Raw genomic sequence first — 13,536 nt, forward strand, 5'->3', positions numbered from 1 at the left:
CGGGCCCTCATCCGGTATCGGCGCCGGCCGCGGCGGCTCCGGACTCGGCATGGGCCGCGGCGTATCGGGCGGGATTCCTTGCGGCTTGGGATGGCTCGTCATGGGCACCTCCTCGACCGTCTCAGGATAAGCGGCAATCAGGTTTCGAATAAGGCCTTCGTCAGGGGCGAATCGGGGTCGCTCAAGCTCTCGATGACATTGAAATGATGCCGGTTGTCCTCCACCACGCAGGCCGTTGCCGCGCCAAGACCGCGCCAGATATTGGCCATGAGCGCATTCTGGCGGATGAATTCGGCCCGCTCGCCGGCGCCGGCCCAGCAAATGAGGCGCACGTCCGGCGACGGCTCGAGCAGGACCGGGCTTTCGGCGCGCGCCTCGTCGCGGTCGAGCCTGAGCGTCGCATTCATTTGCGTGCTCATGAGCGGGCGCAGATCATGCACGCCCGATATCGACACGACTTGGGCGACACGCCGGCGTGCCGGCTCGGGCAACGGCGAAGACAAGGCCATCATGCGGCAGACGAGATGGCCTCCGGCCGAATGGCCGGCGAGGTGGATCGGCCCCGCGACCTCTTGCGCCGCAAAGCCGATGGCCGTGCCGATCTCACGCCCAATGCCGCCGATGCGGATATCCGGACATAAGGTGTAGGACGGCATGGCGACAGCGAAGTCGCGCTTGAGCGCGCCTTCGGCGAGCTGCGACCACGAGCTTTTGTCGAAGCGCATCCAATAGCCGCCATGCACGAAGACGAAGAGTCCGGCGGGCGTGCCGCGTGGCAGGAACAGGTCGAGCCGATTGCGCGGCTGAGATCCATAAGCGAGATCGAGCCTGGCGCTGCCGAGATCGCCGATCCGGTCGCGAAAGCCTTGCGCCCCCTGCGCCCAGCGCGCGATGTAGCCCTCGCCGCCCGCAATGTGGGCGCCGTTCGTATAAGCGTCGTCCCAGTCGGTGGTGGCGGGGAATATCATTCGGGTCTCTTCCAGGTCTCAGACATTCGACGGCATGATGCGGTTGGTGAACAGCGGAAACAACGCCTCCTGCACGCCGGTCAGGCAGATCTGCACCCCGATGCAGAGCAGGAGGAAAGCCGACATGCGCGTCACCACGCGCAAGCCCGCCTGCCCCAGAAGCGAGACCACGCGGTCGGCCGAGGCATAGAGAAAGCCGATGGTGAGGGCGACGGCAATGGCCGCTCCCGACATGCCGGCGAAGAACAGGACGAGATCGACCCAGCTGATATTCTTGGGCCGGCTGGCGCTGAGCGCGATGGCGACTGATATGGTGCCGGGACCGGTGGTGAGCGGCATGGTCAAGGGAAAGAAGGCGTCATCGCTGGCGCCGCTGGCTGTCGCCGCCTGTTCCTGCTTGCGGCCCTCGCTCTGTTCGGGTGCCGACAGCATTTCCCAGGCCCTGACCGCGACCACCAGGCCTCCGGCGACTCGTAGCGCGCTCAACGTGACCCCGAAGAAGCCGATGAGCGTCGCCCCGACCCAGAGCGAAACCAGCATGACGCCCAGCGAATAGGCGGCGACCCGCCAGGCGAGTACGGTGCGTTCGGCCCGGCTGCGGCCGGCCGTGACTTGATGGTAGATGAGGGCGATGCCGAGCGGATTGACGATCGAGAACAGCGCCGGAAAGGCGATGAGAAAGCTCTGGATCGCGCCGCTGAAATCCCACATGCCGGGAAAGAATAGAAAGGATTCGCCGGCCTTTACAAGGGCGGTCTCACGCCGCGGCCGGCACCCTGCTCATCTGCTTCTTGAGCGTGAGCCGCCAGGCATAGCCCCCCTTGATCGGGAGAAAGGCGACGGTGGCACCTTCCGCCTTCGCCAGTTGCTCGATCGCCGCACGCAAATGGGCCCTGGGGGTCACGTGGAATTTGGCGAGCCAGGCCCTGAGCGCCGCACGGAAGGCCTGCGGCAGGCGCTCCTGCTGACCGAAATCGACGATATGGAGCTCACCCCCCGGGGCCAGCATCTTGACGGCGGAAGCGAGCACCGCCTGCCAGGACGGGATCATCGACAGCGCATAGGAAATGAAGATGCGGTCGAAGGAGGCCTCCCCAAACAGCGCTCGCGGATCGAAATCGGCGGCATCGGCCTTGGCATAGACGATGTGCTGCCCTTGCGAATGGGCCTTGGCCGTGAGCAGCATCGCCTCCGATATATCGAGGCCGTAGAGGCGCGCTTGGGGATAGCGCCGGCGCACCGCGAGAAGATTGCGCCCGGTGCCGCAGCCGATCTCGAGCACCGAGCCCCGCTGCGGCGGGTCGAGCTCGGCGATCAACTGGTCACGTCCGAGCAGGTAGTATTTGCGCGTCAGGTCATAGACATGCCGCTGATGGCGATAGATGCGATCCATGAGATCGCCGTGGCCCGCCATCTCAGTCGGCCGCCTTCAGCTGGTAGAGATGGAAGCCGCCATAGATCGCCGAGCGGTCCATGTAGCCGAGGATGCGCGAGCGCTCCGCCTCGTAGGTCCAGCGTTCGAGAATGTCAGGCCTGACGCGGCCCGGCAGGATCGTCGCTTCGCCGGCGGTACGGAAGATGACCCGGGCCCCCGGCTTCGCGGTGCGGGTGATCTCGCTCCACAATTCGCTGAGCTGGTCGTCCGTCATCCAGTCCTGCGCATCGAGCAGCACATAGCGGTCGAGGCTCGCCGCCGGATGGGCCTTGAGGCACTGGGTGAAGGAGCCGAGATAGGGCGTTATCCGCTCGGCGCCGCGCTTGATCGCGGAGAAATTCTCGCGCTGCAGATAGAGCGGCAGTGCTGCCGTCTCGCCCGTGTCATAGCGCCGGGCGAAGGCCTGCCAAGCGAAGTAGTTCTCGTTGAGCGGGAAATCGCAGGCGAGCTTGCGCAGGCGCTCGATGAGCACTTCCGCCATGGAGCGTCCACCGGCGAGCTTCTCATATTGCGCCGGCGGGATGCCGAGGCCATAGAGCGAGAGCTTGCGCCCGGTGATGAAGCGCACCAGCCGCTTGTCGAAGATCGGCGCGATGTGGTCGTCAAAGAAGATCCGCTGCTCGGCGAGATCGGCCATGTTGATGATCGTCTCGGGCCGCACGCCATAAAGGCGCGCCACCAGATGGGCGAGGCCGATGAAGCGGCCGAGGAGGCCATGGCGATAGAACCGCCTTGCGAACATGTCGATGCGCCGCCGGCCATTGAGCGTCTTCTTGTCCCAATAGCGTTGCGTGTCGGAATCGAGATGGGGCTTGAGCCAGGCGCGGTAGGCGGCCGTATTGGCGTGGCTGTCGGCATCGGCGAAGAAGCGGCGGAACTGCTCATAGACCGGCAGGTGCCGCGCCGCCGCGAGTTTCAGCCTGGTCAGCGCGATATGCGCCGGATTGAGGTCGACGGCGATGAGGCTTTCAGGCGATGCCGCCATATAGGAGAGCGCGTTGCAGCCACCCGACGCGATGGTGATCACGCGATGGTCGCTGCCGAGCTCCATCGCCGCCAGATCGACGACGGGGTCCTCCCAGATCTGCGGATAGACGAGGCCGCCAAAGGCCAGAGTAAAAAGCCGCTCCAGGACGCCGCTCGGCGTTATGGCCCGATGCTGGTGTACTGCCGCCTTGAGGGCGTCCGCGGAAGAAAGGTCACTGTCGGCGGCTATGGCAGTCATCGCTGATTCTCTCCCTCATACACCCGTCTCAGCGTCGCCTATGCGGCGTTTCCATGAACGGCATATGACAGGCGAGCTACGTTTTTACCTCTTCGCAAAGACGATTGGTTCCGCCTGCCCTTCCCACCGAAAGACATAAGTAGCGTCCTTCCGTGCGTTTGTGACGAGCGTGGGGCGGAAACACGCGAGACAATTTCCGCTCGGCTTTCGAACGCTGGGATAGACCACGCCGAGGGAGCCGGCCGCGAGTAGTTGCTGCGCAAGCCTTTGCGAGGCAACGTAGCTGTCAGGCGCCAAACAGTCTGCGAACGCCTTGTCGTCGCGTATGTCGTGGAATTCGGCGCTGATGTCCGCGAGATAGTCGTCATATGTCACTTCTTCATGAAACCACCCGACCTCGGCGAGTTCCACCCCTTTGTGAAACGCGACTTCCGCCTGTGCGGTCTCCACTTCGAACGCCGCGTACCATGCGCCGCGATCGGGACCGTTGAATCGGCTGCCGAGAGGATGCGCATGGCAGAAAGCGGCGTTGACGATCCGATAGTATGGCACACCGAAGACGAGCTCGTGCGTATCGATGCCAGGGAGGAGATCGTTCTCCGCCAAAAGCCGATCGTTGGTCGCGTGATCGAGTTCGAAGATGTCCCGGAGATGGGCGTCACTATCGGCGATCCGCGTCAGCACGCTGTCGCCACTCTGGCTGTACTTGGAGGGAATCAGGCGGTGTGTGTCGTACCGGCGAAGGAGAGAAACCTTAGGCAGGCTCACATGCCGCCTCGCCGAGCATCGAGTAAGCGGCGAACGGTATGCATCGCCGGAAGGCCGCCTTTGATCATATAGGCAAGCGGTGTCAGACCACCAAAGATTCGATTGCTGTTCGCAAGCTTGATCCAGGCATCAGCCAGCTTCTCCGAATAGAGCACGTTGAGCGCTTTGAAAATGCCGACGAGATAGGAAATCCGTTGCAGCCTGTCGGTGTCGAGCACACGGTCCGGTTTCTTCTTCATTTCATAAAATGGCCCATTGGAGATGCCGCCAAGGAGCAGTCGGGCATCTTCATCGCGCACGCCCCAATGGTCCATGATGTTGAAGAAGGCGCGTACCGCCGACGGGCTCAGCCGCTCGCGTTCTGATTTCGCGCTAAGATCGATAAGCGGCGATGGCTCATAACCGGTTGCCGGATAGGCCTGACTAAGCATTGCGAACTCCTATTCAGGAGTATATATTATATAATTCCGGAGAACACAAGGGGCTAGCTCAAAAGCTTGCGCATCGCCTCTTGCCAGCCGCCATATTTCTGTTCCCTGAGCTCAGCCGGCATCTGTGGCGTGAAGCGCTTCTCAAGCTTCCAGCTTTTGGCGAATTCCTGCGGGTCCGGACAGAGCCCTTGCGCGAGGCCGGCGAGATAGGCGGCCCCCACCGCCGTGGTCTCGAGGATCCGCGGGCGGTCGACCGGCGCATCGAGGATGTCGGCGAGGCACTGCATGGTCCAATCGGATGCCACCATGCCGCCATCGACCCTGAGGATCGTGCTCGCTTGGCCGCCCCAATCGCCGCGCATCGCTTCGAGGAGGTCGCGCGTCTGGTAGCAGACCGCCTCGAGCGCAGCCCGCGCCAGTTCTTTGGGCCCCGTGGCGCGGGTCAGGCCAAAGAGTGCGCCCCGCACCTCAGGTCTCCAATAGGGCGCTCCCAGTCCTACGAAGGCCGGAATGAGATAGATCTGCTGCTCGGGGTCGGCGGCCTGCGCCAACTCGCCGGTGCGCTGCGCCGTGTCGATGATCTTGAGGCCGTCGCGCAGCCATTGCACCGCGGCACCGGCGATGAAGATGGCCCCCTCCAGCGCATAGGTCCGCTCGCCCTTGAGCTGATAGGCGATCGTCGTCAGGAGGCGGTTGCGCGAGGGAACGGGCGAAGTCCCGGTATTGAGCACCGCGAAACATCCCGTGCCATAGGTCGATTTGATCATGCCAGGTGCGAAGCAGGCTTGGCCGACCGTCGCTGCCTGCTGATCGCCGGCGATGCCCATGATCGGGATGGGCCGGCCGAAGAGTGCCGCCTCCGTCATGCCGAAATCGCCTGAGGAGTCGCGCACTTGGGGCAGCATCGATTTGGGCACGCGCAACAGGTGGCACAATTCATCGTCCCAGTCGCCACGATGGATATCATAGAGCAAGGTGCGCGACGCATTGGTCGCATCCGTCGCATGGACCTTGCCTTGGGTCAGGCGCCAGAGGAGAAACGTGTCGACCGTGCCGAAAGCGAGCTCGCCCGCCTCGGCTTTCTGGCGGGCGCCGTCGACATTGTCGATGAGCCAGGTGATCTTGGTGCCGGAGAAATAAGGATCGAGCAGAAGCCCGGTCTTGCGCGCGAATACAGCCTCATGCCCCGCCGCCTTGAGCGTGGCGCAGTGATCGGCGGTGCGCCGGTCCTGCCAGACGATGGCCTTGTGGACGGCCTTGCCGCTCTTCTTGTCCCAGACGAGGGTCGTCTCGCGCTGATTGGTGATGCCGATGGCGGCGATGTCCGAGGCGGTGGCGGAAGCCTTGGCGAGTGCGCCTTTGATCGTGTCGACGGTGGTGCGCCACAGATCTTCGGGCTCGTGCTCGACCCAGCCCGATGAGGGGAAATGCTGCGGGAATTCCTGCTGGGCGACGGCGGCGACGGAAAGATCGGGACGGAACAGGATGCTGCGCGTCGATGTCGTGCCCTGGTCGACGGCAAGTATGTAGGACGGCATGAAAAACTCCCCTGTTTTTAAGAGGGGAGTTTCACGGGGAAGACCCTTGAGGTCAACCTTTGCTTGTGAGCTTGCTTGCGATCTCCGCGACACGCCGGCCCTGATAGCGAGCGCCTTCGAGCTCGACCGGTGAAGGCTGCCGGCTGCCATCCGTATTCGTGATGGTCGAGGCGCCGTAGGGCGAGCCGCCTTTGATCTCATCGACGCCCGACTGGCCCGCAAATGAATAGGGCAGACCGACGACGATCATGCCCTGATGCAGGAGGGTCGGGATGAAGGTCAGGATCGTCGATTCCTGCCCGCCATGCTGAGTGGCGGACGAAGTGAAGACCGATCCCACCTTGCCGATCAAGGCGCCCTTGGCCCACAGGCCGCCGGTCTGGTCCATGAAATTGCGCAATTGCGCCGTGACATTGCCGAAGCGCGTGCCCGACCCGAAGATGATTGCATCGTAATTCGGAAGCTCGTCCACCGTGGCGATCGGCGCCTTCTGGTCGAGCTTGAAGCCCGATTTCTTGGCGACGTCCTCAGGCACGAGCTCCGGCACGCGCTTGACGTCGACTTCAGCGCCCGCCGATTTGGCGCCTTCGGCGGCGGCATAGGCCATCTGCTCGATATGGCCATAGGACGAGTAATAGAGCACGAGGACTTTGGTCATGGGCTACCCCTTCTTCAGGTTCAAGATTTCAGGATTTGGCTTGGCGCAACAGATCTTCGAGGTCGAGCCGCCGCGTGAACATGCCGAGCGATCCATCCTTGTTGCGCGGCCACTGGTCCTGTGGCCGATCGCAATAGAGCTCGACGCCGTTGTCATCCGGATCGCGCAGATAGAGCGCCTCGCTGACGCCGTGATCGGAAGCGCCATCGAGCGGAATGCCATGGGCGATAAGGCGCTTCAGCGCATCGGCGAGGTCGGCGCGGGTCGGATAGAGGATGGCAAGATGGTAAAGGCCCGTCGTGCCGGGCGGTGGCGGCTGGCCGCCGGCACTTTCCCAGGTGTTGAGCCCGATATGATGATGATAGCCGCCGGCCGAGATGAAGGCCGCCTGGTTGCCTAATTTTTGGACAAGCTCGAAGCCGAGCACGTCGCAATAGAAATCGAGGGCGCGGTCGATATCGGCGACCTTCAGATGCACATGGCCGATACGCGTGCCCGCAGCAATCGGCGCCGATGCTGACACAGCCATCGGTCTCTCCTAATTTGTAACAATGAATGTTACAGAAGAGATAGCTCAGCGCGTCAGCTTTTTCAAGTACGCTCTTAGTATCGTCTAGGCAAAGCGGAAAAGTCACTTTATAAAATCATCAAAACAATAAGTATGACAAATAGTCCCTGACACGCCAAATGGAGGAACCCCAATGTCAGATAATAAAGTGCAGTCACGCCGCGATCTTCTGAAGCTCGCCTCGGTCGCCGGCGCCGCCGGCTTGTTCTCGCCGGGTCTTGCGGCTCTCGCCAAGGAAGCCGGCAAATCGGAGAAGCCGCTGAAGGCCGCCTTCTCCAATGCAGGCCTCCAGGCGACATGGTGCGCGCAGGGCAAGCAGGCGGCCGAATACTGGGGCAAGCTCTTCAATGTCGAGGTGACCTGGTTCGACGGCCAGCTCGATGCCGTGAAGCAGCGCGCCGCCATCGACAACATGGCGTCCCAGCAATGGGATTTCGTCGCCATCCAGGCTTTCGGTATCGGCACGCTGACGGCGCCGGTCAACAAGATGATCGATGCCGGCATCCCGGTCATGGACATGGACACGCTGATCGCACCTCTCGATACGATCAATGTGCACACCTTCCTCGCGCCCGATAACGAGTTCATGGGCGCTTCGGTGACCCAGGCGCTCGTCAACCAGCTGGGCGGCAAGGGCAAGATCATCATGACGCAAGGGGCGCTCGGCCATACCGGCGCGCAAGGCCGCGCCAAGGGCTTCAAGTCGGTGGTCGAAAAATTCCCCGGCATCGAAGTGCTCGACGAGCAGCCGGCCGATTGGGACGTGACCAAGGTCGCGCGCATCTGGGAAACCTTGCTGACCAAGTATCCGCAGATCGATGCCGCCTTCTTCCACAATGACGACATGGCGCTCGCCGCCGCGAACGTCATGAAGGCCAAGGGCCGCGAAGGCATATTGATCGGCGGTGTCGACGCCATGCCGCCGGCCATTGCCGCGGTGCAGGACGGCCGCATGTTCGCGACGGTGCGCAATCCCTCCTGCCGCATCCATGGCGGGTCCATCATCGCCGGCGTCGCCGCCGTCGTGCATGGCACTAAGACCGGTGAAGGCATTCCGAAGCACATCATCACCGACGGCCCGGTCGTCACCAAGGCCAATGCCCCTGGCATGGCCTGGATGGAGGAGCAGTTCCTGATCTGATGCGATACGCTTTCTCGCCAAGGCTTGCGCCGGACCCGATCCGGGGCCAGTCTTGGCGTGGAGCGGCATGAATCAGGGTGAAGTCGATTCGGAGATGACCGACGCCGATATAAGGCTGAAAATGTCCCACATCTCGAAGTCCTTCGGCGGTGTCGAAGCACTTCGGGGGGTGGATTTCACGTTGCGCCGCGGCGAGATCCATGCGCTGGTCGGTGAGAACGGCGCCGGCAAGTCGACCTTGATGAAGATCATCGCCGGGGTGCATGCGGGCTTCGAGGGCGAGATGCTGCTCGACGGCAAGCCGGTCCACTTCCATTCGGCCCGCGATGCGCTGAAGCACGGCATCGGCATGGTGCATCAGGAATTGAGCGTCGTGCCGCAATTGACCGTCGCTGAGAATGTCTATCTGGGCGTGCAGCCCGTCAACCGGATGGGCGCCGTCGACTGGTCTTCCATGGCCAAGGGTGCGCGCGAGCAGCTGAAGAAGCTCGGTCTCGACCTCGACCCCAAGATCACGCTGGGCGAGCTCCCCATTGGCGTTCAGCAACTGGTCGAGCTGTCGCGCGTCTTGTTCTCGGGCGCCAGCATCATCATCCTCGACGAACCGACCTCGGCTTTGTCGCCGCCCGAGATCGAGCGCCTGTTCCGTTCCCTGCGCAAATTGCGCGACGAGGGCAACAGCCTGGTCTTCATCTCGCATTTCCTCGAGGACGTGCTCACGATCGCCGACCAGATCACCGTCTTCCGCAATGGCCGCAAGGTGGTGGCCGCCGCCGTGACCCCTGAGATCGACAAGGCCTGGATCATCCAGCGCATGATCGGCCGAGGCCATGAGGAGCTCGAATCGAGCTATCTCGGCAATGTCGCGCTCGCCAGTCCCAAGGACGCAAAGACGGTGCTCGAGGCGGAGGGCCTCAGCAAGGACGGCGCCTTTGCCGACGTCAATCTCACCGTGAAAGGCGGCGAGATCCTCGGCATCTATGGCTTCATGGGCTGCGGCCAGATCGAGCTGGCGCGCGCTTTGTTCGGCAAGATGAAATGCGACACGGGCTCGCTCAAGGTCGACGGCAAGCCCTTTAGGCTCAGGAACACCGCCCAGGCGGCGCAAGCCGGCATCGCCTATGTGCCGGAAAGCCGGCGCAGCATGCTGTTCCATCACGAGCCGATCTACAAGAACATGTCGATTTCCATTCTCGAGCGCCTGTCGAAACTCTGGCTCAAGCCCGACGCCGAGCGCGCGATCGCGGCTAAGCACATCGACAGCCTGAGCATCAAGACGCCGGGGACCGAGGCCTTGCTCGGCAATCTCTCCGGCGGCAACCAGCAGAAGGTCGGCGTCGCCAAATGGCTGACTTACCTGCCCAAGGTCCTGATCCTGAGCGAGCCGACGCGCGGCATGGATGTCGGCGCCAAGGAGGACGTGGTGAAGATCGTGCGGAATCTGCGCGACCAGGGGGTCGGGATCGTTGTAATCTCGACCGAGCCCGAGACGGTGCTGTCGCTCGCCGACCGCATCATGGTGATGCGCAAAGGCACGGTCTCGCAGGAATTCGCCAACGAGACGATCAGCAAGGATCGCCTGCTCGCCGCCGCGTGACGAAGCAGGATGACGGGATAAGGAAGAATTGATGACCTCGACGTCGGAAGTGAAAGCGCCAAGGCAGTCCGCGAGCCACTGGTTCCGCAACCAGCTCAGCAATATCGCGCCCTTCCTGACGCTGCTCTTCCTGGTCGTCTTCTTCTCGATCGCCAGCCCCTCCTTCCTGTCCTTCGGCAATCTGCAGAACATCCTGCAGCAGGTATCGATCACCGGCATCATCGCCGTGGGGCTCACCTTCGTCATCCTCACCGCCGAGATCGACTTGAGCGTCGCCAGCGTCGCCAATGCGACCGGCATCGTCGTCGCCTTCTTCACGCTTCAGGATGCGAGCGTGAACATCGCCAATATCCCGCTTGCCGGCGGCTTCGCCATCATCCTGGCGATTTTCACCTGCCTGGCGCTCGGCGGCATCACCGCTTTCGGCGTGACCAGGATCGGCATACCGTCCTTCATCATGACCCTTGCCATGATGCAGATTTGCGACGGCATCAGCGCCATGCTGGTGCGGGGCCAGATCGCCTATGCCGTGCCCTCGCTCATCGCGACGCTCGGCTCGCGCTCGATCCTCGGCATACCCTGGCTCATCATCGTCGCCGCGCTGGCGCTGCTGATCGGCCACCTGGTGCTGACCTATACGCGTTTCGGCCGCTATATCTATATGGTCGGCGGCAATCGTGAGGCGGCCGAATATTCGGGCGTCAATGTCAAGCTCATCATCGCCGCCGTGCTGATGATCTCGGCCTTCTGCTCAGGGCTTGCCGGCATGCTGGGCGTCGCCTATTTCGGCAGCGCCCAACAGAATGAATTCGGCACTTATCTGCTCGACGCCATCGCCGCCGTCGTGGTCGGCGGCACCAGCCTGTTCGGCGGGCGCGGCGGCATTCCCAATACGATCATCGGCCTGTTCGTGCTGGGCGTCCTCAATAACGGCCTCGACCACATCAATATCGACAGTTTCCTGAAGATCCTGATCCGCGGCCTCATCCTGCTCGCCGCCCTGATCATCAACATCTATGCCGAACGCCTGCGCGTCTCGCGCCAGGCGTCGCCTTGAGGCGCCATGTCGGCTTATCGCGCGCTCAATGATGGCAGCCTCCCGGAGTTCCTTGGCAGCTTGCCGCAGGTGAAAGAGCTCTTGGGCGGCGAGCCCGCGGGCTGGACCGTCGAGGAGGTCGGCGACGGCAATCTCAACCTGGTCTTTATCGTCAGGAGCCCGAAAACCGCGGTCGTCGTCAAGCAGGCGCTCCCCTATGTGCGGCTCGTCGGCGATTCCTGGCCGCTACCCTTGTCGCGCTCCTATTACGAGCATATGGCGCTCGTCGAGCAGGGGAAGCACGCGCCGAAGCTGGTGCCCAAGGTCTACCATTTCGACCGCAATCTGGCGCTGATCGTGATGGAGTATCTCTCGCCCCATATCATCATGCGCAAGGGCCTCATCCGCGGCATCGAATATCCGCTCTTCGCCAGCCACATCGCCGAGTTCATGGCGCAGACCCTGTTCAACACCTCGCCGCTGGCTACCACGGCGTCCGACCACAAGCGCCGGATCTGGGCCTTCGCCGACAATATCGAATTGTGCAAGATCACCGAGGACCTGGTCTTCACCGACCCTTATCGGATAGCGAAGCTCAACCACTGGACCAGTCCCGATCTCGACGAGATCGCGGCACAGTTCCGCCGCGACGAGCCACTGAAAGCCGCGGTGCAGAGGCGCAAGCTGCAATTCATGACCTCGGCCGAGGCCCTGATCCATGGCGACCTCCATACCGGCTCGATCATGCTGACGCCCACGGACACGCGTGTCATCGATCCGGAATTCGCCTTCGTCGGCCCCATGGGCTTCGATGTCGGCGCGGTCATCGGCAACCTGCTGCTCGCCTTTTATGCGCAGGACGGCCACGAGGCCCGGGTCTATGCCCGCAGCCCCTATCGCCACTGGATCCTGATGCAGGTCGAGCAGGTCTGGCGGCTGTTCAGCAAGCGGTTCATCGAGCTCTGGGACAAGAGCAAGTCGGGCGACGCCTATATGCCGGAACTCTTCCAGGAGCCCGACGGCGCGCTCGCCTTCGCCGCCGAGAAGCAGCGCTTCATGCGCAATCTGTTCGTCGACACCATCTCCTTCGCCGGCATCAAGATGATCCGCCGCATCTTGGGGCTGGCCCATACCGAGGATCTCGAAAGCATCGAGAAGCCGGCCATGCGCGCCAAATGCGAGACCAAGGCGCTGACGCTTGCCCGAAGGCTCGTGATCGATGCCGAAAGGCTCACCGGCATCAGCGACGTCACCAGCGCCGCGCGCGCCATCCACGCGTCGTCCTAGCCCGGCTCGCGCGCAGGAAAAGCAGCTTCTGACCGCACACGCGCATGTGACAGCTTCAAACCTTGCTGACGTTCAGGTGAGAACTCCGGCACGATGCCAGACACGCCCACATCTATGGTCACGCATCGCCACGGCCAAAGGTATCTCTCTTCAATCAGGCTCCAATGGATCCATGCGAGACGCTGTAGAGAATAGCCCAATAGTGGCAGCATGCAGCAACGAGCACGAAGCCATGCCAGATCGCGTTCTGAAATCGCAGGCTCTCCCATCGATGAAAGATGACACCGATCGTGTAAATGATGCCGCCTGCCACGAGGAGCCAGAGGCTTACACTTGGAAGAGCCGCTGCGATTAAGTCGAATACGAGCACCCCGGACCAACCCAGGAGAAGATAGAGAAGCAGAGACAATCGATCGAAACGACCAGGCCATAGCAACTTGAGTGCGATACCAACGGCCGCAGTGACCCAAATCGCGATGAGCAGCCCGACTGGAGCAGCATCATTATTCATCTGCGCCAAGACCGCTGTATAGGTTCCAGCGATCATCAGATAGATTGCAGAGTGATCGAGGCAACGGAGCGCCGAACTCGCGTTGGTGCAAGACAATATGTTGTAGGCTGCAGAAAGGCCAAGCATCGAGAGTAAGCCGAAAAGGTATATCATGAGAGAGACCAATTCAGCTTGGGTCGCAGAATTGAAAGCAATGCTCAAAAGCGCGGCCGCGCCGGCCAATCCGAGGCAACACCCCACTGCATGAATGAGCGTATCGGCAGTAAATTCGGCCCGATCATGGTCCCGGTGATCGCCCGGTAATTGGGCTTTGACGAAGACGGTCATTGAACCTCAGCGCAGGAGATTCTCATTCTCTTCAGGAAAAACATCG

Annotated in this window: 14 protein-coding genes; 4 read left to right on the plus strand and 10 right to left on the minus strand. The window is 62.2% G+C overall.

What is annotated here, in order from left to right:
* Nucleotides 1-137 precede the first annotated feature (137 nt).
* The 9 genes from DS839_RS13775 to DS839_RS13815 all read right to left on the minus strand — a co-directional run bounded on the left by DS839_RS13775 (nucleotide 138) and on the right by DS839_RS13815 (nucleotide 7,552).
* The gene (locus DS839_RS13775; protein WP_119270926.1) at nucleotides 138-968 is read right to left on the minus strand and encodes a hormone-sensitive lipase; all 831 of its coding nucleotides are present in this window, start codon (nucleotides 966-968) and stop codon (nucleotides 138-140) included.
* Nucleotides 969-986: 18 nt separating this feature from the next.
* Nucleotides 987-1,679, minus strand: coding sequence for a MarC family protein (locus DS839_RS13780; RefSeq protein WP_119270927.1), 693 nt, complete (start codon nucleotides 1,677-1,679; stop codon nucleotides 987-989).
* Between the two features lie 46 nt (nucleotides 1,680-1,725).
* Entirely contained in the window at nucleotides 1,726-2,382 is a 657-nt protein-coding gene (locus DS839_RS13785) for a class I SAM-dependent methyltransferase (RefSeq protein ID WP_119270928.1), read from the minus strand.
* A 1-nt stretch (nucleotide 2,383) separates the two neighbouring features.
* Nucleotides 2,384-3,628: a BtaA family protein gene (locus tag DS839_RS13790; RefSeq protein ID WP_119270929.1), complete on the minus strand. Its 1,245-nt coding sequence runs from the start codon at nucleotides 3,626-3,628 to the stop codon at nucleotides 2,384-2,386.
* A gap of 84 nt (nucleotides 3,629-3,712) precedes the next feature.
* A complete protein-coding gene (locus DS839_RS13795) occupies nucleotides 3,713-4,396 on the minus strand; it encodes an RES family NAD+ phosphorylase (protein ID WP_119270930.1) in 684 nt (227 codons plus the stop codon).
* Nucleotides 4,393-4,827 carry an antitoxin Xre-like helix-turn-helix domain-containing protein gene (locus DS839_RS13800; RefSeq protein ID WP_119270931.1) on the minus strand — a complete coding sequence of 145 codons (435 nt, stop codon included), beginning with the start codon at nucleotides 4,825-4,827 and terminating at the stop codon, nucleotides 4,393-4,395. Before DS839_RS13800 ends, DS839_RS13795 begins: the two co-directional genes overlap by 4 nt.
* 53 nt (nucleotides 4,828-4,880) lie before the next feature.
* The gene (gene glpK / locus DS839_RS13805) at nucleotides 4,881-6,365 is read right to left on the minus strand and encodes a glycerol kinase GlpK (RefSeq protein ID WP_119270932.1); all 1,485 of its coding nucleotides are present in this window, start codon (nucleotides 6,363-6,365) and stop codon (nucleotides 4,881-4,883) included.
* A 52-nt stretch (nucleotides 6,366-6,417) separates the two neighbouring features.
* A complete protein-coding gene (gene wrbA / locus DS839_RS13810; RefSeq protein WP_119270933.1) occupies nucleotides 6,418-7,023 on the minus strand; it encodes an NAD(P)H:quinone oxidoreductase in 606 nt (201 codons plus the stop codon).
* A 28-nt stretch (nucleotides 7,024-7,051) separates the two neighbouring features.
* Nucleotides 7,052-7,552, minus strand: a complete 501-nt coding sequence (locus DS839_RS13815; RefSeq protein WP_119270934.1) for a VOC family protein — start codon at nucleotides 7,550-7,552, stop codon at nucleotides 7,052-7,054.
* A 172-nt stretch (nucleotides 7,553-7,724) separates the two neighbouring features.
* Between DS839_RS13815 and DS839_RS13820 the strand changes: the two genes are divergently transcribed.
* The 4 genes from DS839_RS13820 (at nucleotide 7,725) to mtnK (ending at nucleotide 12,652) form a co-directional block, all read left to right on the plus strand.
* Entirely contained in the window at nucleotides 7,725-8,732 is a 1,008-nt protein-coding gene (locus DS839_RS13820) for a sugar ABC transporter substrate-binding protein (RefSeq protein WP_119270935.1), read from the plus strand.
* Nucleotides 8,733-8,799: 67 nt separating this feature from the next.
* Nucleotides 8,800-10,329: a sugar ABC transporter ATP-binding protein gene (locus DS839_RS13825; protein ID WP_438816520.1), complete on the plus strand. Its 1,530-nt coding sequence runs from the start codon at nucleotides 8,800-8,802 to the stop codon at nucleotides 10,327-10,329.
* A 31-nt stretch (nucleotides 10,330-10,360) separates the two neighbouring features.
* A complete protein-coding gene (locus DS839_RS13830; protein WP_119270936.1) occupies nucleotides 10,361-11,386 on the plus strand; it encodes an ABC transporter permease in 1,026 nt (341 codons plus the stop codon).
* Nucleotides 11,387-11,392: 6 nt separating this feature from the next.
* Complete coding sequence (mtnK, locus tag DS839_RS13835) at nucleotides 11,393-12,652, plus strand: S-methyl-5-thioribose kinase (protein WP_119270937.1); 1,260 nt, start codon at nucleotides 11,393-11,395, stop codon at nucleotides 12,650-12,652.
* 154 nt (nucleotides 12,653-12,806) lie between these two features.
* Here mtnK and trhA read toward each other — a convergent pair whose 3' ends face one another.
* Entirely contained in the window at nucleotides 12,807-13,490 is a 684-nt protein-coding gene (gene trhA / locus DS839_RS13840; protein ID WP_119270938.1) for a PAQR family membrane homeostasis protein TrhA, read from the minus strand.
* Between the last annotated feature and the right edge of the window lie 46 nt (nucleotides 13,491-13,536).

Source organism: Taklimakanibacter deserti (assembly GCA_003574785.1).

What these genes read in the sequence shown, in the direction of transcription:
- DS839_RS13790 (WP_119270929.1), bottom strand. Translation starts at nt 3,628, where the DNA reads ATGACTGCCATAGCCGCCGACAGTGACCTTTCTTCCGCGGACGCCCTC.
- trhA (WP_119270938.1), bottom strand. Translation starts at nt 13,490, where the DNA reads ATGACCGTCTTCGTCAAAGCCCAATTACCGGGCGATCACCGGGACCAT.
- DS839_RS13825 (WP_438816520.1), top strand. Translation starts at nt 8,800, where the DNA reads ATGAATCAGGGTGAAGTCGATTCGGAGATGACCGACGCCGATATAAGG.
- wrbA (WP_119270933.1), bottom strand. Translation starts at nt 7,023, where the DNA reads ATGACCAAAGTCCTCGTGCTCTATTACTCGTCCTATGGCCATATCGAG.
- mtnK (WP_119270937.1), top strand. Translation starts at nt 11,393, where the DNA reads ATGTCGGCTTATCGCGCGCTCAATGATGGCAGCCTCCCGGAGTTCCTT.
- DS839_RS13830 (WP_119270936.1), top strand. Translation starts at nt 10,361, where the DNA reads ATGACCTCGACGTCGGAAGTGAAAGCGCCAAGGCAGTCCGCGAGCCAC.
- DS839_RS13785 (WP_119270928.1), bottom strand. Translation starts at nt 2,382, where the DNA reads ATGGCGGGCCACGGCGATCTCATGGATCGCATCTATCGCCATCAGCGG.
- DS839_RS13775 (WP_119270926.1), bottom strand. Translation starts at nt 968, where the DNA reads ATGATATTCCCCGCCACCACCGACTGGGACGACGCTTATACGAACGGC.
- DS839_RS13800 (WP_119270931.1), bottom strand. Translation starts at nt 4,827, where the DNA reads ATGCTTAGTCAGGCCTATCCGGCAACCGGTTATGAGCCATCGCCGCTT.
- DS839_RS13815 (WP_119270934.1), bottom strand. Translation starts at nt 7,552, where the DNA reads ATGGCTGTGTCAGCATCGGCGCCGATTGCTGCGGGCACGCGTATCGGC.
- DS839_RS13820 (WP_119270935.1), top strand. Translation starts at nt 7,725, where the DNA reads ATGTCAGATAATAAAGTGCAGTCACGCCGCGATCTTCTGAAGCTCGCC.
- glpK (WP_119270932.1), bottom strand. Translation starts at nt 6,365, where the DNA reads ATGCCGTCCTACATACTTGCCGTCGACCAGGGCACGACATCGACGCGC.
- DS839_RS13780 (WP_119270927.1), bottom strand. Translation starts at nt 1,679, where the DNA reads ATGTGGGATTTCAGCGGCGCGATCCAGAGCTTTCTCATCGCCTTTCCG.